This window comes from Sutcliffiella horikoshii, from assembly GCF_021991925.1.
Lineage (GTDB): Bacteria > Bacillota > Bacilli > Bacillales > Bacillaceae_I > Sutcliffiella_A > Sutcliffiella_A horikoshii_F.
In genome coordinates, this window is record NZ_RXZI01000010.1 from 17,591 (window position 1) to 36,825 (window position 19,235).

A 19,235-nucleotide genomic window follows, 5' to 3' on the forward strand; every position below is an offset into this window, starting at 1 on the left:
GCATACGAGAAAGCATTCGGACAACTTTTTCATGGGTTCGGACATTTAATATGCATTTTGGATGGGGGTTCGGACATTTGCCATAGCTTGTTCGGACAAGAGTGGCGGGCGTTTGGACAGTTGAAAATTTGGTTCGGACAAAAAGTTCAAAACTTCGGTCAACTTTGGCGAATCTTCGGTCAACTTTACAAAATCTTTGGACAAAATCTGAAAAACTTCGGACATTTCACTTTTCACCATTCCCCACCAGCCCCCTCGCCCCCAACCAAATTAAAAAAGCCGCCCAGGTCCAAAAACTCTCCCCAGACGGCCAGGCCAAAACAATGCCCCCAACCTACATAAACACACTCTTCTCAATCTCTTTCATTTCATAAAAGTACCCCTGCTTACTCATGAGTTCATCAAATGTGCCTGCCTCTACCACACGGCCATTCTCCATCACAATAATCTGATCCATCTTCTCCAAGCCAGTCAATCGATGACTAACAAGCACCAATGTATCCTTTTCCGCAACACCAAACAGCTTCTCAAATATCGCCGCCTCCGTTACAGCATCCACAGAGGAGGTCGGCTCATCCAGCAGCCACAACCGCTCCCCCTTAAGTAGCGCACGCCCCATAGCAAGGCGCTGTTTCTCCCCACCGGAGAGGTTCTCCCCTTTTTCCAACACCTCATCATCCAAAGAGAACCCGTCAAGCTTCACTGCGCCCAAAGCTTCCAGCATCTCCTCATCGCTCCGTCCATCCTTGGCAAGGGAGAGATTCTCCCTGATCGTGCCGTAGAAAAAGTGATTCTCCTGAAGGACGACGTTTGCCTTGCTCCATAAGTCTTCCTGCTCCACCGAAGCATAGTCCCACTCATCCAACGAGACTACCCCATCCTCTGCCTCATAAATCTTCAACAGTAGCTGCAGTAACGTCGACTTTCCAGATCCGCTCGGTCCGACGATTGCCGTTTTTGATCCTGCAGGCAAGTTGATAGTCACACCGTCCAGTGTCAGGCGGGATTCACCCGGATAGCGGAAGCTGACATTCTTCATATCAAAGGAAAATGCCTGTTGCACAGGTAGTTCCACCGTGCTCTCAGGTGCCACACCAACAGCCGGCTCCCCAGACACGACCTCATCCAACCTGGAGGCCGCCCTCCTGCTATCTTCATAATGATTCGGGAAAACAGCCATCGGCGCGGCATTTTCAAATACAGTCAAGGAGATCATCACAAGCATCGCAAGGAACAGACCATCAAACTGTCCTTCGACCGTCAGATAGGCTCCAAGTGCAAGCAAGGTCCATGAAACGAGCAACGTGATAAACGTGTTCACGGATTGATTGAACATCGCCTGTTTTCCTTCTCGCTCTTGCTCCGCCACATAAGAACCAGCAGCCTCGGCAAGCAATTTCTCCTTATCCTCCAGTTGCTGATAAATTTTCAAATCGCGGAAGCCGTAGAAAAGCTCCGTCACCTCTGTTGAGAGCGCCCCTCTCTCTTCCCTGACACGGTGTTGCAGTCGGCGCTGTCCAAGCGCAAAGTACACCGGAACCACAAACCCGGTCAAAATCAATCCGACTAGCATCACCAAAGCCAAGTAAATCGAAAAAAAGCTAATGAAAAATATCGTGCTTAAAAAGACGAGCACCAGCACAATCGGTGGGTAAAATACGCGAAGAAAGAAATTCTGTAAGCTCTCCACGTCCCCCACAATCCGTGCAAGCAAATCGCCGCTGCGATACTTTTGAAAAATCTGTGGCGCAAGCGGCTCTATTTTTTTATAAAAAGAAACTCGTAGATTACTTAATATCGTAAATGTCGCCCTATGCGAGTATAACCTCTCACCGTAGCGGCTGAATGCCCTCGCAAAACCGAAGAGCTTCAATACCGCGATCATCACGGTCAACGTATAGATCGGCGGAGCCAGTGCCGCTTTGGATATAAGGTAACCACTGGAGGCAAATAGCCCGACAGCCGTAATTCCCGCTGAGAATCCGAGCAAAACGGACAGGAGTATGTCTTTCTTTTCCAACATGACCAGCTTCACGACATGTGCCAATTCTCTCATCCTGCACTCCCTCCTTGCTGGACAGACACCATTTCCCGGTAGGCCGGTACTGCTTGGACCAGCTCTTCATGTGTTCCTTTTGCGATTATTGATCCATTTTCAAGCAGTAGAATGGAGTCCGCCTGTTTGATTGTATGCAGTCTGTGTGCAACGGTAATGACGGTCGACGTTTTGGCCAACTCCTTCATGGAAGCTTGTAATATCCGCTCTGTCTGGAGGTCGAGTCCTGTTGTTGGTTCATCGAACAGGATAACCGACGGCTTTTTCAAAAAGGCCCGCGCCAACGCCAATCGCTGTTTTTCCCCTCCGGATAACCCTCTTCCCGCTTCTCCGATCCTCGTTTGGAAGCTTTCAGGTAAAGATTCAATTAACGGTAGGATTCCCGCTTTCTCCGCAGCGGCTTTTATTTCTGCTTGTGTTGCTTCCGCTTTTCCACCGATCGCGATGTTCTCTGCAATGGTTCCGGAAAAAAGATAAGGATTCTGCGAGATATAGCTCACACGGTCAAACCATGCTTTTTCCTCATATTCAAATAATGGCTTTCCATCCACCAGCACGTCGCCTTCTGTCGGGCGGATCAGCCCTGCCATCAGGTTGAGCAATGTTGATTTACCCGCACCACTTCGACCAATCAAGGCAAGCTGCGTATATGGCGGAATATCCACTGATAGATTATTTATGGCAAAGCCTTGTTCCCCATAACGGAAGCCAAGGTTTTTCAATTGGATAGAAGGCGGACCGTTTTCTGTCGGAAGGGATGCGTCTCCCCATTCCATCGGTGCCTCCTCTTCTGCGAGCTCATCTGTCACCTTTTTCGCTGCCCCCATGCTTCCGCGCCCCGTATGAAATGCGCTACCAAGCTCCTTCAGGTAAAGGTAGAACTCAGGTGCCAAAACCAATACGAAAAAAGCAGTAAAGAACGTCACATTTTCAAAAACAACAAGCTGTAAGCCTACCTCAAGCGCGATCAATCCGATGGCAAGCATCGAAATGAATTCAAGCATCAGGGAAGACAGAAATGCGATTCGCAACACTTCCATCGTCGCATCACGGAAGCTTAAGCTGCTGTTTTCGATTGTTTCCTGTTGCTTGGCAGAACGACCGAAAAGCTTCAATGTCGTGAGCCCCTGCAAGGTATCAAGGAACGTACCGGAAAATGCGTTCAGTTTATCCATCTGCTCTTCCGATTTCTTCTTCGTTTTCAAGCCTACCACAATCATGAAAATCGGAATAAACGGTGCTGTGACCAAGATGATCAACCCTGTATTTACGTGCTGGCTGAATGCCGCAATCAAGATCATGATCGGGATGATGCTCGATTGAATGACCTGTGGCACATACCTGCTGAAATACGGATCGATTTCATCCACTGCATCCATCATGACGCTCACCTTTTGGCCGGATTGGCCTTTTAGGGAAGCTTGAACCGGGCTGTTGGAATACTTTTGGAGCAAGGCGGTGCGAAAATCCCGCTTAACTTTCGCAGCAAGCTTCACGCCGGTGAGACCGCTCCAATAGGTCAAGGCGGCTCTTGCAGCCAACACCGCTAGAAGTCCCCCAAGGAAGGGCAGGATTTCTTGGAAAGTGTGCCCCCTCAGGAAGACTCGATCAACGATGGTGACAAAGAAATACGCCTGCCCGATGACCGTCGCACCTGTCAGGAGGGCGATTAGGATCAGCGTCACCCTTGCGCCTCTATGTGATTTTGCGATCGTTTTTAAATTTGTCATATCGTTAAAATCCCTCTTTTCTGTTCGTGAAAATTGGATTGTATCGTTTAGTTAGTGAAAAGTTTCACATACTTTATAGTTAACATTATATAACATGCCCGTTGGAATTTCTTCTTTTGGGATTGACCATTTTATGACATATTCATGTTTTCCCTCTTCCGTCTTTAAAGTAACGGATTTTTCAGGAGACGAAGCGGTTCCCTTTTTCATGTGAAGGGATTAGTTATCGTTATGATGGGATTAAGAGGAGATATGAAGGGATTTCTTCCACTTATGAAGGAATTAACTTCTCTTATGAAGGGATTCATTTTTTGAAACTCATCAATGACCCCATATCTTTAGGAATGGTACTCGTTGTGATGGAATTGACCAAACTAATGATGGGATTAAGCATTATTGTGAAGGGATTAGTTGAAAAATCCACTACACAAAGTAAAATATTTCATTAAAAGTATTAATCAAGTACAAAAATTCCTTCTACCCCACCCCTTCACCGCATAAAATTAAATCATTCAGAAAAAAACATTGCATTTCCCCCTTACCTGTTGTAAATTAGTTAAATAATTAAATTGTTCAGATAATTAAATAGTGAACTTTCTTATCCAGAGAGGTTGAGGGAATGGCCCGAAGACACCTCAGCAACCAGCAGCGCCCGGAAGAACGGACGCTGAAAAGGTGCTAATTCCAGTGAGCTGTGATGCTTGCAGAGATGAGAAGAATGAACTTTCGATAGAAAAGTCTTCTTCTTATAGAAGGCTTTTTTCTTTTTATTCTCGGCCTTTTGGTATCTCTGAAACTCCCCTGTTGCTTTCCGTTCCGGGTGTTCGTTTTCCACGGGGCGACCTTGAGCCTTGAGCCTCCTTGGGCTATGCCCTGCGGGGTCTCAAGATTGTCGCTTCTCTCCCGTAGGAGTCTCACACCTTGCACTGCAAGCAACAGGGGGAGACTGAATCCCCCCATCCCTTCTGCTATAGAAAGCCGTCACTTGCAAAATATAGGAGGCCTTTATCATGTATAAAACGGAAACGAAGCTTGCGCAAATTGGAAACCGCTCAGAAACTGCCACTGGAACCGTCAATCCACCTGTTTATTTTTCCACTGCCTATCGACACGATGGGATTGGGCAATCAACAGGTTATGACTACACAAGAACCGGAAATCCGACGCGACATGTGTTGGAAAAAGCCATTGCAGACCTCGAGAGCGGCGACCAAGGGTTTGCCTGTAGTTCCGGCATGGCGGCGATCTTGACGATCCTTTCCCTCTTCAAGACCGGTGACCACCTTATCGTATGTAAGGATTTGTATGGCGGCACGTACCGTCTTTTTGAAGAAGGTTATAAGAAATGGGGACTGTGTTGTAGCTATGTGGATACGACCGACCTGTCACAAATCGAAGATGCAATCACTCCACAGACAAAGGCCATTTTTGTGGAGACTCCAACCAATCCCCTGATGGTAGAAACAGATCTTGAAGCCGTTTCCGGGCTTGCAAAAGCGCACGGAATCCTTTTGATCTGTGACAATACGTTCTATACCCCTGTTTTATTAAACCCCATACCACTCGGCGCTGACATCGTTATTCATAGCGCCACTAAATACCTTGGCGGGCACAATGATGTGCTGGCTGGACTCATTGTCGCAAAAGGCTCGGAGCTTTGTGAATCACTCTCCCTCCACCACAATGCAGCTGGCGCTGTGTTGAGTCCATTCGATTCATGGTTATTGATTCGCGGGATGAAAACCTTATCCCTTCGCATGGAACGGCACGAAATGAATGCGAAGAAAATCGCCGATTACTTGGGTCAGCACAATGCCATTACAGATGTGCTGTATCCGGGAAGGGGCGGGATGCTCTCCTTTCGGATTCAAGACGAGGCATGGGTGAATCCGTTGCTCCAGAACCTCAGCCTCATCACTTTTGCTGAAAGCCTTGGCGGTGTGGAAAGCTTCATCACCTACCCTGCCACCCAGACACATGCGGACATTCCGGAAAAAATCCGCATCGAGACCGGTGTTTGCAACAGGCTGTTGCGCTTCTCTGTCGGCATCGAAGACGCAGAAGACTTGATTGAAGACTTAGAGGCGGCGCTAAAGGCTGCTTCCATCCAAAAGGAGGTCCTATCGTGAGCCATTCTTTTCAAACGAAGCTGTTGCATAATCGCCACAAGGTAGATAAAAACACTGGTGCTGTCAGCGTGCCCATTCAGCATGCTTCCACCTTCCATCAGGCTGATATCGATTCCTTTGGTAAATATGATTATGGCCGTTCTGCCAATCCGACCCGGGGGGCCCTAGAGGAAACGATCGCCCAGCTGGAAGAAGGAACAAGGGGTTTTGCCTTTTCCTCTGGGATGGCGGCGATTTCGACTGCTTTCCTCCTTCTCTCACAAGGGGATCACGTATTGATCTCAGAAGATGTGTATGGAGGCACTTACCGGATGGTTTCAGAGGTGCTGACCCGCTATGGTGTGGAGCATACCTTTGTGGATATGACCGACCTGGATAAAGTAAAAGCAGCGATCCAAGCCAACACCAAGCTGTTCTATGTGGAAACGCCATCGAATCCCTTGTTGAAAGTAACGGACATCACGGCCATTTCCACCATTGCCAAATCCACGGGAGCCTGGACGTTTGTCGATAACACCTTCCTGACACCGGCATTGCAAAAGCCTCTCGAGCTTGGCGCGGACCTTGTCCTTCACAGTGCCACGAAGTTCCTATCCGGACACAGTGATGTCGTGGCAGGACTTGCGGTGGCCAAGGATCCGGTCCTTGCCGAGCGTTTGGCCTTTTTGCAAAATTCCTTCGGGGCCGTACTTGGTGTCCAAGACGCTTGGCTCGTCTTAAGAGGACTCAAAACGTTGCATGTCAGGCTCGAACAGTCACAAAAATCAGCCTACAAGATTGCCAGTTACCTAGAAAAGCATCCTGCCGTGAAGAAGGTCCATTTTCCTGGGTTGACGACACATCCTGGTTTCACGCTTCAACACAGGCAGGCTCAGGGGCCAGGTGCCGTCCTTTCTTTTGAGCTACAAAACGAAGAGGACCTGCGCACCTTTGTCAATCAAGTGGAAATCCCCGTTTTTGCCGTTAGCTTAGGGGCAGTGGAATCGATCCTCTCCTTCCCAGCGAAAATGTCCCATGCGGCAATGCCAGAAGCGGAACGGTTGAAACGCGGCATCTCGAATTCTTTACTTCGCCTGTCAGTAGGCCTAGAGAGTGCGGATGATCTCATAAATGATTTTGAGCAGGCTTTAAAACAGACAACTAGAAGCTTAGACCTAGAACAACGGAGGGTATATCATGGGAATCTTAGATAGTTTACAGCAGGACAAAATATTGATTGCAGATGGTGCAATGGGGACCCTCCTCTATTCATTCGGATCGGATTGTTGCTTTGAGGAGCTGAACCTATCGCATCCAAGTCAGATCTATAACATCCACAAGGCTTACCTTAATGCCGGTGCGAACCTCATCCAGACAAATACGTATGCGGCCAATTACCATAAACTAGAGCGCTATGGATTGCAGGATCAGGTGAAAGAAATAAACAGTGCGGCGGTAAGGCTAGCCAAAAAAGCGGTGGCAGATCATCCAGATGCCCATGTGGTCGGTACGATCGGTGGCATCCGGGCCATCAAACCGGAAACCATTCCACTCGAAGAGATAAAACGCACCTTCCGGGAGCAGTTATACTGCCTGCTACTTGAAGGGGTGGATGGTATATTACTAGAAACTTTTTATGACCTGGAAGAACTGGAGACGGTGTTGCAAATTGCCAGAAAAGAAACGAACCTTCCCATCATTGCCCAGGTCTCCCTTCAGGAAGTGGGCTATCTACAAAACCGTGTGCATATAACAGACGCCCTCCACCGCTTGGAATCACTTGGGGCGGATATCGTCGGCCTCAATTGCAGGTTGGGACCTTTTCACATGATTTCGACACTGGAAGAGGTATCGATTCCAAAGCATGCCTACCTTTCCGCCTATCCGAATGCAAGCCTTCCCTCCTATGTCGATGGGAAGCTGGAGTATGAGAGTGATGCCGAATATTTTAAACAAACGGCTTTAGCTTTTCGAGATCAAGGTGTGAGATTGCTAGGAGGCTGTTGCGGGACAACGCCTGCCCATATCCAGGCTTTCTCCGAGGCACTTCGGGACGTGGCCCCTTTAAAAGAAAAGCAGGTAAAGCGAAAAGAAAGAAAGGTCATCATCCCTTCCCAAAAGAAGGACGTGCCGACACCTATTTTTGAAAAGGCAAAAAAGGAACAATCCATCATCGTGGAGCTAGATCCACCCCGTAAATTGAACACTGAAAAATTTATGAGCGGCGCACAGGCATTGAAGGATGCAGGCATTGATGCGCTAACGCTAGCGGACAATTCCCTTGCATCCCCAAGGGTCTGCAACACCGCACTCGGCTCGATCGTGAAATCGGATATCGGCTTGCGTCCACTCATCCATATCACCTGCCGTGACCGCAATCTCATCGGTTTGCAATCCCACTTGATGGGACTGCATCAGCTTGGCATCCACGATGTTCTGGCAGTGACTGGTGATCCGACGAAGGTCGGTGATTTCCCTGGGGCCTCCTCCGTTTACGATGTGACGTCGTTTGGACTGATCAATATGATCAAGCAATTCAACCAAGGCGTCTCCCTGTCTGGAAAAGAGCTTGGTGAGCGCACCAACTTTTCAGTCGGGGCCGCCTTCAATCCGAACGTACGCGTCATAGATAAGGCCGTCGAGCGGCTGGAGAAAAAAATAGATGCAGGAGCAGACTACTTTATCAGTCAGCCCGTCTTTTCAGAGGAAAAATTATTGGAAGTCTATCATGCTACCAAACATATTGATGCCCCCATCTATATTGGCATCATGCCATTGATCAGCAGCAGGAACGCGAATTTCCTTCATCATGAGGTGCCGGGAATCAAACTGACTCCACCAGTGCTTGAAGGGATGAATCGTCATCAGAATGACCCGCAGCAGGCAGTCCTTGAGGGGCTGAACATCGCGAAGGGGTTGCTGGATGCCGCACTGGAGCTATTCAATGGAATTTATCTGATCACACCGTTCATGCGTTATGAACTGACAGTCGAGCTTGCCAGCTATGCAAAAAAATACGGTCCGTTCCATTCATCCAGGAGGGTTCAAAATGTCTAAACCTATCACACTACTAGAACAACAACTGCAAAAGAAAATACTGATCATGGACGGCGCCATGGGAACGATGCTTCAGCAGGCAAACCTTACACCTGATGATTTTGGCGGCGAAGAATATGACGGCTGTAATGAAAACCTGAATATCACCGCACCCGATGTCATCGAGCGTATCCATGTGGAGTATTTGAACGCCGGTGCCGATATTGTGGAGACGAATACTTTCGGGGGGACAGACCTTGTCCTTGATGAGTATGAGCTTGGTTTTAAGGCTTACGAGATTAATAGGCTTGGCGCGGAAATTGCCAAGCGTGCGACTGCTCAGTTCTCCACCCCAGCGTGGCCCCGCTTTGTGGCAGGCTCCATCGGTCCGACAACGAAAACACTGAGCGTTACGGGCGGAACAACCTTTGATGCACTGACAGATTCCTATGAGGAGCAGGCACGAGGATTGCTGGACGGCGGTTCGGACTGTCTTTTAGTAGAAACGAGCCAGGACTTGCTGAATGTAAAATGTGCGTTCCTCGGCATCCAGCGTGCTTTTGAAAAGACTGGTGTCACCGTCCCTGTCATCATCTCCGGCACCATCGAACCGATGGGAACCACCCTTGCAGGTCAAGCCATCGATGCCTTCTACGTTTCTGTGGAGCACATGAAGCCACTTGCAGTCGGACTAAACTGTGCGACAGGCCCGGAATTCATGCAGGACCATATTAGAACATTGTCCAATTTGTCCAAAAGTGCGGTCAGCTGCTATCCAAACGCAGGCCTGCCGGATGAGGAAGGTCATTACCACGAAACACCTCAGTCCCTTGCCACGAAGCTTGCGGGCTTTGCCGAGCAAGGTTGGCTGAACATCGTCGGCGGCTGTTGCGGGACGACTCCAGACCATATCCGCGCGATTGCGGATGTGATGAAGGATTACAAGCCGCGCGGCCATGCCACCGTTGCCGACCACCATAGCGTGTCAGGGATTGAATCGTTCATCTATGACGACCCTTCCCTACGCCCGATCATGGTCGGGGAGCGAACCAATGTCATCGGCTCCCGCAAATTTAAGCGACTGATTGCCGAGAAGAAGTTTGAAGAAGCGGCAGAAGTGGCCCGTGCCCAAGTCAAAGGCGGCGCACATGTCATCGATATTTGCCTTGCCGATCCAGACCGCGATGAGCTGGAGGATATGAAAGCTTTTGTACAAGAAGTCGTCAAGAAAGTGAAGGTCCCGCTTGTCATCGATTCCACGGATGAAGAGGTCATCGAGGCCGCTTTGAAATACTCACAAGGAAAAGCGATCATCAACTCCATCAACCTCGAGGACGGCGAGGAGCGCTTTGAAGCGATTGTACCTCTCGTCCATAAATACGGAGCGGCACTTGTCGTCGGGACGATCGATGAAGAAGGGATGGGTGTTAGCTCGGAACGGAAACTGGAGATCGCTAGGCGATCCTACGACCTTTTGGTGAACAAGTACAAAGTTTCCCCGACGGATATTATTTTCGACCCGCTTGTCTTCCCTGTCGGTACCGGTGATGAACAATATATCGGTTCGGCGAATGCAACGGTTGAGGGGATCCGTCTGATAAAAGAACACTTCCCTGCCTGTCTGACGATTCTTGGCGTCAGCAACGTTTCTTTCGGGCTCCCACCTGTTGGGCGTGAAGTGCTCAATGCCGTTTACCTCTATCACTGCACACAGGCAGGCCTGGACTATGCGATCGTGAACACGGAAAAGCTGGAGCGCTTCGCTTCCATCCCATCCGAAGAGGTCGAGATGGCGGAGAAATTGCTGTTTGAGACTACCGATGAATCGTTAGCGGTGTTTACGGACTTTTACCGAGGCAAAAAGAAAGAGGCAAAGTCCAATATTCCAGATATGCCGCTTGAAGAGCGACTCGCCTACTATGTGGTGGAAGGGACAAAAGAAGGGCTCCTCCCTGATTTGGAGCTTGCCTTGGCCTCCTATCCCACCCCACTTGAAATCATCAATGGACCATTGATGAACGGGATGAAGGAAGTTGGGCGTCTCTTTAACGACAATCAACTGATCGTTGCGGAAGTTTTGCAAAGCGCTGAGGTCATGAAAGCATCGGTCGCATTTTTAGAACCGCATATGGAAGCCAGTGATACCTCCTCTTCTAAAGGGAAAGTTCTGCTCGCAACTGTAAAGGGTGATGTACATGACATTGGTAAGAATTTAGTCGACATCATTTTGAGCAACAACGGGTATGATGTGGTCGATTTAGGAATAAAAGTGACTTCCACCGACTTAATTCAAGCTATCAAAAAAGAAAAGCCAGATATCGTCGGCTTATCCGGCCTGCTCGTGAAATCTGCACAACAGATGGTATTGACAGCGCAAGATATGAAGCAGTCGGATATTTCGGTTCCGATTTTAGTCGGAGGGGCCGCGTTGTCTCGCAAGTTCACGGACAACAAGATCTCTAAAGAATACGAAGGGCTTGTCCTGTATGCGAAGGATGCGATGAACGGCTTGTCGCTTGCCAACCAGCTGCGTTCCCCTGAAGAGTTGGAAGTGTTGGTGAATGAGCAGGCAGAGAAACAGAAGCGGTTGCGTGAGGCGGAGGCTGCTGCTGCGGATGCTTCTGGTGATGTGGCAGATGGTGGTGCGGTGGCGACAGCCGTTAAAGTTCGCTCCAATGTCTCCCGGGATGTGCGCGTCTTCACACCAAGTGATACGAAACGCCACCTGCTGCGGAACATTTCCGTCTCCCATGTGGAGCCATACATCAATATGCAGATGTTGATTGGTCATCACCTTGGGGTAAAAGGTAAGATTGAGAGGTTAGTAGCTGAAAAAGACGAACGCACCTTGCAAGTGAAGGGTGTGGTGGATGAGCTGTTGTCGGAAGTTAAGCGGAATAAACTCATCACTCCTGCTGCCGTGTATCAATACTTCCCGGCTCAATCAGAAGGTGATACTCTGTTCATTTATGACCCGAAAGACACTTCTAGAGTGATCGAACAGTTCGATTTTCCGAGACAGGCAAAAGCGCCACATCTTTGTTTATCTGATTACGTAAAGTCACGTGACAGTGGTGTCATGGATTATGTGGGACTGTTTGCGGTAACGGCCGGCCGTGGAATCCGTGAACTGGGCGCCGCATATAAAAAGGAAGGCCGCTTTTTAGAAAGCCATGCCTTGCAGGCTTTGGCGCTTGAGACTGCTGAGGGCCTTGCCGAACTCGTCCACCAGCAGATGCGTGACCGCTGGGGCTTCCCGGATCCTGTCAGCTTTACGATGAAGGAACGATTCTCCGCCAAGTACCAAGGACAGCGTTTCTCGTTTGGTTACCCAGCGTGTCCGAACCTGGATGATCAGCAGAAGTTGTTCAAGTTAATTCAGCCAGAGGATATTGGGGTGGAGCTTACGGATGGCTGCATGATGGAGCCGGAAGCATCGGTATCTGCAATTGTGTTTGCCCATCCAGAGGCTAGATATTTTAATGTGTTGTAATTAGGGATTCCCGCGTGGCCATGTTGAGTGGCAGCGCGGGTTTTTTATTGAACGAACGTTTGATTAATTGCTGTTTGATTAGGCATACCAACGTGTTGGGGAAATTTAAACAAACGTTTGATGGATGTTTTGTCCCTATTGTGACTCTTTTAAACGAACGTTTGATTAAAGAATTCGTTTCTTTCCTTTGACTTCCAAAATAATGTTGAAATGACTATCAGACCCCGAAAAAGGCTGCTCCTTTTCTAGTTTCAGCTTTCGTTTCAAGATTACTGGATTCTGGTTCTTTTTGGGAACGGTAACTTCGAATGGACCTGCACTGTTCATAAAGTGTGACCCTATTGCATACTCTTCTTCATAAAAAGTGAGCATGAATGTCACATCCTCCTTACTATAATTTTGAAGATACAATTCGCAATGGGCTGTCATGGTTGTGTCATTCTTCTTTGCATAGGAGCAAGAACTCCTATCCCGATCATACGAAATTGCATCGAGTCCCGTAGCATAAGTATTCTGGTATGCCTCTGCTATTTTTAACGGACCAAAAACAAATAAAAGAATGGCAATAAGAACAGCGCGTACGCGGTATTTTTTCAGAGCTAGTACCAAAAAGACCAATCCCAACAATAGAATGGATACAATGATCATTCCCAGATACACCGGTCCTTCCGCTGTCCGAGTAGGAATCGAAAGTATGGAAGTCCGCTCCGGCCCATATGGGGTGCTCAGTTTAAAAGGAAAGGACATAATCATTGCAACGACAATAAGTGATACAGAAACATATAAGGCTGGTTTGTTTTTGAACATGTGGTACCTGCTTTCTTTTCATCATTGGAAACTATTTCTATAAAGCTGGCAAAATACCTTCTTGATTGAGGGCTATTTCTATTTCATGGGGAGGTTGGGAGTTTGGAAGGGGGAGGATGAACGGTGCTTCTTGGTGCTAGGGGATGCTTGCTGTTTTTTAAATGTCCGAAGATTTTGGGAAGTAGTCCGAAGTTTCTCAAAAGTTGACCGAACGGAATTTTATGGTGGCCGAACGCCCAATAAAAGTTGGCCGAACTCCTCCGTACTTTGTCCGAACCTTACTCATTTCTTGTATTCTTGTCCGAAGAGAGACTTGCGTCCGATCCATATTTATCCAACAAAAATAGGCTCTTTTTCATGATTCCTGCAAAAAGAAAGAACCACTTCAAGTAAAGTGATCCCCTTCTTACTATCAGTAACCAAACCCCTCATTAGCAAACACAAGATCCACTAAAACAGGGCTCACCCCATCTTTATAAATAATCATTAGCTCTGCCCCAGCGATGATATCATAATTTCCAGCTGTTCCATATGCCACCCGTAAGACAAGTGGTTCTTTTTCCCCTTCTATTATGAACTCCACTGAATTACGGTCGACCACTCCGGTTATGACGGCATTTGCTTTTATTAACCCATCCGTCTGGATCTTAAGCTCTTGGTCTATCAATACATAATCAGAGGAAAGGTTGTTATCCTTTTTTAATTTGTAAGCAGATAGATTGAACTTGTTGGCAATTCCCCATAATGTTTCTCCAGGTGCGACCGTGTAATATGCCTTTGAAACTGTTTTCTTTTTATTTTCTATTACTGGGGTGCCGCCTGTTGAAGTCGGGATGCTCAGCTGCTGACCAACAAAAATAATGTCTGTTGTGAGGTTATTTTCCTTTTGAATCAAGCCCACTGCGACTCCAAATTTTTTACTGATGCTAAACAATGTATCTTCAGACTTTACCTTATATACAGTTGTCGTTTGGACTTGGCTAATGGTAAGCGTTTGGCCAACTTTAATTACATCGCTCTTCAAAGCATTTAGTTGTTTGACTGCTGTGACAGTAGTCCCGTACTTCTGGGAGATTGAGAATAAAGTATCACCTTTGGTAACCGTGTGAATGACAGTTTTCGCTTCCCTATCTTTAGAACTAGCTTCACTGACCTTCAATATTTGTCCCACTTTGATGACATCAGACTTTAGACCATTAAGCGACTTTAATTCTTTGACGGATAAACCGTTTTTTTGAGCTAGCGAATATAGCGTATCACCTGGTTTCACTTGATAAACTTGAGCATTTGCCAACACTCCACCACTTTTTGTATTCACCGTGATAAATGCACTAGTAGCAAGCGTTCCAGCTAGGACATAACTAACCATTTTTCTATTTCTCTTCAGTTTGCTTGCCCTTTTTTGTCTCTCAATTCTCTCTTTACGAGACTTAATATTCTGACTTTCCACCATAATCCCCCTTGAAATATACCAATATATTCTTCTGTTAGAAGTATTTTGTCGAAATCAAGAAGATATTTCGTATACATCTGCAAAATTATCAGGGTGGAAAATGAAAAGGGGAAAATAGACTTATATTTTTACTATTAGTGGATGTTAATTAAGAAGAAATACTTACGAAAAAAACGGCTGAAAAAGGCAGCCGTTTCAAAAATCCTCATCTCACATCAACTCTTAAGTCGCTAAAGAAATGCTCCACAGGAAGGTGATATATTTCTAAGTCTCTTGGATTCCCTCTCACTTTATAGGTCAAATCCATTCTATCACCGGTTATTTTATAGGAATCTACGTTTTCGCTATAACCACCTACTCCTAAAGTTACAAACCCTACTATATATTCTTCAGGCAAGCTCCCCTTTGAAATGCTGATGGTTACTTCGTCAAGGCTTTGTACTATCTGATTGACCTTTATGGTTTGATCCATGACTTCCATCGCGGTACCCTTTTTAAGACTTTGCGATATTATTTGAGAATCCCATTTTGTGATATATGGGATTGCTTTCGTTCCCTTAACATCCCGTAAAGGGGCAAACTGTCCCTGTACTCTTATTTCCTCTTTGTCAGGGGAATTGTAACCCCAGCCTTGACCATTTGGGGCTGAAACTTTAATGGAGCCATCCTCAGATGTACCAACTAATGCTAGCTGTGGTGAAATTTCCTCATGTATATTCCCAAAATGTTCTGGAAGGCGCATCGTGCCAATCAGTTCTAATCTGGACATCGTTTCTTTCACTTGATCCACTCTCAGCCAGACACCAGCTTGATTTTCCGCTTCATTTCCTACGGCCTTTTCCGTTAGGCCGGAAGCTTTTTCGAGTGTATACTGAAAGCTTATTTCTTCTTTCTTGTGATCCTCTTTCATGAAAATGAGCCTTAGTTCAAAGTTTTCATCCTCAATGAAATAGTTTGAGTGTTCGAAATGAAATACCCCTTGCTCTGTTTGGTTTGGATCAAAGTCCATGAATCTGGAAGTATAATAGCCTGTTGCATCCCTAGCAGTAAGATGGACGAGTACATTCCCTTCATATGGGGTTTTTGACTCCATTTGATAACCTATCATCACAACGCCTGCATCGTAATAGGCTTCCTTCAATTGTACCTTCACATTTGAGGTTTCCTCTTCTAGGTTTAAATGGTGGACGCGACCTTCTTTTGCTATTTGTTTAATTCCTGACATGCCTCCGCTATGGTTATAGATAATCCCCTTTTGATACCCAAATCCTGAAGTGCTTTCTGTATTCCAAAAGTTTGATTGGAACAAGACTGCAACAATCCCGATTACCAAAACGGCAACAGCATTCATTTTAAGTGTTTGTAGTCTAGAGGACTTTTTCCGTTCCCGCTTTTGCGCAATTTCCAGTGCTTTTTGCACCCTCTCATCTAACTCATTCGTCGGGACATCTATGCCCTCAAATTCCGATCCGATTTTGCGGCTAAGCTTCTCCATACTTTTCTCCCCCTTCTTCCAGTTCTGCTTTTACCTGGGCCAAAGTCCTGTGTAGCTGCGATTTGATCGTTCCTTCTGGCTTTTCAAAAATTTGCGCCATTTCTTTGATGGAGTAACCGTAGGTAAACCTCATCATCAGCAAGCTTCGTTGTTCTGGTTTGAGCCTTTCCAGCACTTGGGCAAGGTCCAGCTTATGTATGGAAAGATGCGTTTCTTTGGCGGACTGTTCGTGCTTTTCTATATCAAGGAAGGTAATCTTCTTTCTTCGTCGCAGCTCGTTGATTGCGGTGTTGATCAGAATACGTGTCATCCACGTGGAAAAATATTGGGGATTCTCGAGTTTCGGGAATGCCTTGTACGCGTTGATGATGGCCTCCTGCACCACGTCCAAAGCATCCTGTTCATTTTTCACATAGGCATAGGCTATCTTATATAATTTTTCTTGCTCATCTTTTATCAAGGACTCGAATGTCGGGCCACTTGGTGGCGATTTGAACAATCTTTTTAACCTTTTCACTTTGCTGTGACCTCCTTTCCCTTATTAGACAAGTGACTATTGAAAAACGTTCCAAGTAAACTAGCAAAATTTTGCTGGGGAGAAGTAAAAGTGGGGTGTGATGGGGGGCGAAGCGACGGGTAAGTGCGAAATAACAACACAAAAAAACGGATATCGGGAAAATGGAGGGTATATCAGGAAAAATTAAAATATATCATGAAATTTTGAAATTTATCATGAAATTTCTAGATATATCATGAATTTTTGAGTTATATCATGAAATTTCAAGGGATATCACGAATTTTGAAATATATCATTGAAGTTGGTGCTATATCACGAAATCCCCAGAGTGATATCCAAAAAATTTAAAATATACCAGAAAACCTCTCCTCACAATGGAGTGGCCTCAATAAGCTCAAAAAACCCCGGCCATTCACAAATCCACCCGGCCGGGGTCCTCCAAAATATCCCAATCCTACAATTTAAACCTCTTTATCAACTCGCTGAGATCCTCACTCATGGCGAGCAACTCTTCAGCCGAATAAGCGATACTGCTAATCGCTTTCACTTGCTCGTCGGTGGAAGCGGCAATTTCTTCGGTGCCTGCAGCAGATTGCTCAGCAATGGCGGAGATGCTTTGAACGGAGGCGAGCACCTCTTCCTTTGACTCGTTCATTGCGTTCATGTTGTCCATGATCTCCTCGATGAACCCTACAATGGAGCGAATGTTGGTGGCGATTTCCCCAAAGGATTCGCCGGTATCCTTTACAGCGGCACTCTGCTCGCCGGAGATTTGATTCGTCCTCTCCATCTCTTCTACAATCACCTTGGACTCTTCCTGGATACTCGAAATCGTTTCTTTTATGTGATGCGTCGAATCAGCAGTCTGCTCGGCAAGCTTCCTCACTTCGGTTGCGACGACCGCAAATCCACGGCCATGTTCTCCGGCGCGTGCCGCTTCTATGCTTGCATTTAACGCCAACAGATTCGTCTGATTGGAAATTTCATTGATGGTGTGTGTGATTTCTTCGATACTATTGATTTTCTCCGTAAACTGGGTCATCAACCCATTGAGGCTGATCACGATCTCCGTTGATTCATGCGTGTGCCCCTGAAGGGCTTCTAGTTTCCTTACACCCATTTCATTGGCCGTGATGATTTGTCCAGAAAGTGCGTCCAGCTTCTCCTGTTTAGATAAAACATCTTCTATATGATCGGCAAGATTTTGTGTGCGGGAGCTTGTGCCCTCAAGGTCGGTCGCTTGTTGAACCGCTCCTTTTGAAACCTCTTCAATGGCACGGTTCATCTCTTCGCTCGTTGCGGAGACCTCTTCCGTGACGGCACTCATATCCTCCACGGCCACCTTCACTTTTTGAGAAGAATCTGCCACCGTCCCGATCATCTCGCGCATGTTAACAAGCATTGTTTTAAAAGAAGTTGCCAACACTCCGATTTCATCTTTGGAGCGAACCTCGATATCTCCTGTTAAATCTCCTTCTGCCACCTTGGTCACTTCGGTGTTCAGCTTTAAGATCGGTCTAGTAATATAGCGAGCTAGTAAAATGGTAGAGATCGTCGCGACAACCAGAGCGATGATCCCCACGATGATGATGGTTCGCAGAATGCCACTTGCCAGTGCAAGCATGTCTTTCTCTACGAACACTCCACCAATTTTCCAACCGGTCTTATCGATGGTATTGAATGCAAGTATCCTTTTCTGCCCGTCGTACGTATATCTTTGTACCCCATCCTTCGCTTCCTCTTGGTAAATATTATCGATAAAAGGTAGATCCTGCTCTAGAAGATTCTCCCCCACCAATGTAGGGTGTACCAACGCTACCCCATTTCTATCCAAAAGAATGCTGTAACCGCCATATCCTAACTCTTTTTGGGAAACCAATTCCTCCAAAGAAGAAAGGTTTATGTCAGTTGCAAGAACCCCTTGAACGATTCCATTTGCAGTTACCGCTTTAGCAAGCGTGATGACAGGCTCATTTGTACTTGTATCTATATAGACATCTGTATAGATGACTTCGCCCGGACTAAGCATGGCAGCTGTGTACCAGTCCCTAGTGGTCGGATCGAAATCAGCCGGCAGCTCTACGGATGGAGAAGAATGGAATTCCTTTTCCTTCGTTGCCAGATATAGCACCTGCATACTTGGGTAGTTTTCCAATACCTGATTGAACCCTTCTAACATGGTATTTTGGTTAGAAGATGAACCATCTACTAAGAAGTCACTGACTAATGAAGTACTCCCATAAGATGTCAGGACACTAGAATAGTTATCTAAATAAATTTGAATGGTCTTTTCAAGGTCCCCCATGGCCGCTTCCGCATCTGCCACCACATCTTGATCTATCTTCCCTTTTGCCTGGTTGTATGTAACGATTCCAACACTTGCTATTATCAGGAATATGAGTAGCAAAAACGAAAAGACCAGTTTGCCTCGTAATGATGTAAACATGTATGTGTCTCCTTTGTTTTTAACAGATAAATATTTTATCGACATAGGATATTAAATGTTAAGAAACAAAGGAGAAGTCTTTATTTTTCGAAAA

Annotated in this window: 12 protein-coding genes and 1 riboswitch; of the genes, 4 read left to right on the forward strand and 8 right to left on the reverse strand. The window is 46.5% G+C overall.

The window, feature by feature from the left end; all coding sequences use genetic code 11:
* Positions 1-45: 45 nt before the first annotated feature.
* From EKQ44_RS19095 to cydD, 3 genes are all read right to left on the reverse strand, one after another.
* Positions 46-240, reverse strand: a complete 195-nt coding sequence (locus EKQ44_RS19095; protein ID WP_237665154.1) for a hypothetical protein — start codon at positions 238-240, stop codon at positions 46-48.
* A 94-nt stretch (positions 241-334) separates the two neighbouring features.
* Positions 335-2,056: a thiol reductant ABC exporter subunit CydC gene (cydC, locus tag EKQ44_RS19100; RefSeq protein WP_237665155.1), complete on the reverse strand. Its 1,722-nt coding sequence runs from the start codon at positions 2,054-2,056 to the stop codon at positions 335-337.
* On the reverse strand, positions 2,053-3,786 hold the full coding sequence (gene cydD, locus EKQ44_RS19105) for a thiol reductant ABC exporter subunit CydD (protein WP_237665156.1): 1,734 nt from the start codon (positions 3,784-3,786) through the stop codon (positions 2,053-2,055). Before cydD ends, cydC begins: the two co-directional genes overlap by 4 nt.
* Before the next feature lie 595 nt (positions 3,787-4,381).
* Positions 4,382-4,502: riboswitch (SAM riboswitch) on the forward strand.
* A gap of 294 nt (positions 4,503-4,796) precedes the next feature.
* On the opposite strand from cydD, the gene EKQ44_RS19110 reads away from it, so the two are divergent.
* From EKQ44_RS19110 to metH, 4 genes are read left to right on the forward strand one after another with little or no spacing between them, the layout of a single operon-like run.
* Positions 4,797-5,915: a methionine biosynthesis PLP-dependent protein gene (locus tag EKQ44_RS19110; RefSeq protein WP_237665157.1), complete on the forward strand. Its 1,119-nt coding sequence runs from the start codon at positions 4,797-4,799 to the stop codon at positions 5,913-5,915.
* On the forward strand, positions 5,912-7,108 hold the full coding sequence (gene metC, locus EKQ44_RS19115; RefSeq protein WP_237665158.1) for a cystathionine beta-lyase: 1,197 nt from the start codon (positions 5,912-5,914) through the stop codon (positions 7,106-7,108). Before EKQ44_RS19110 ends, metC begins: the two co-directional genes overlap by 4 nt.
* On the forward strand, positions 7,092-8,951 hold the full coding sequence (locus tag EKQ44_RS19120; protein ID WP_237665159.1) for a bifunctional homocysteine S-methyltransferase/methylenetetrahydrofolate reductase: 1,860 nt from the start codon (positions 7,092-7,094) through the stop codon (positions 8,949-8,951). Before metC ends, EKQ44_RS19120 begins: the two co-directional genes overlap by 17 nt.
* On the forward strand, positions 8,944-12,423 hold the full coding sequence (metH, locus tag EKQ44_RS19125) for a methionine synthase (protein ID WP_237665160.1): 3,480 nt from the start codon (positions 8,944-8,946) through the stop codon (positions 12,421-12,423). The genes EKQ44_RS19120 and metH overlap by 8 nt, the downstream gene beginning before the upstream one ends.
* Positions 12,424-12,588: 165 nt before the next feature.
* On the opposite strand, the gene EKQ44_RS19130 is transcribed toward metH, so the two are convergent.
* The 5 genes from EKQ44_RS19130 to EKQ44_RS19150 form a co-directional block, all read right to left on the reverse strand.
* On the reverse strand, positions 12,589-13,230 hold the full coding sequence (locus EKQ44_RS19130; RefSeq protein ID WP_237665161.1) for a hypothetical protein: 642 nt from the start codon (positions 13,228-13,230) through the stop codon (positions 12,589-12,591).
* Positions 13,231-13,642: 412 nt separating this feature from the next.
* Complete coding sequence (locus EKQ44_RS19135; RefSeq protein WP_237665162.1) at positions 13,643-14,683, reverse strand: LysM peptidoglycan-binding domain-containing protein; 1,041 nt, start codon at positions 14,681-14,683, stop codon at positions 13,643-13,645.
* Positions 14,684-14,888: 205 nt separating this feature from the next.
* Positions 14,889-16,178 carry a hypothetical protein gene (locus EKQ44_RS19140; protein ID WP_237665163.1) on the reverse strand — a complete coding sequence of 430 codons (1,290 nt, stop codon included), beginning with the start codon at positions 16,176-16,178 and terminating at the stop codon, positions 14,889-14,891.
* Positions 16,165-16,695, reverse strand: coding sequence for a sigma-70 family RNA polymerase sigma factor (locus EKQ44_RS19145; protein ID WP_237665164.1), 531 nt, complete (start codon positions 16,693-16,695; stop codon positions 16,165-16,167). Before EKQ44_RS19145 ends, EKQ44_RS19140 begins: the two co-directional genes overlap by 14 nt.
* A 454-nt stretch (positions 16,696-17,149) precedes the next feature.
* Positions 17,150-19,141 (reverse strand): methyl-accepting chemotaxis protein, encoded by a 1,992-nt coding sequence (locus EKQ44_RS19150; protein ID WP_237665165.1) that lies wholly within the window; start codon positions 19,139-19,141, stop codon positions 17,150-17,152.
* Positions 19,142-19,235 lie beyond the last annotated feature (94 nt).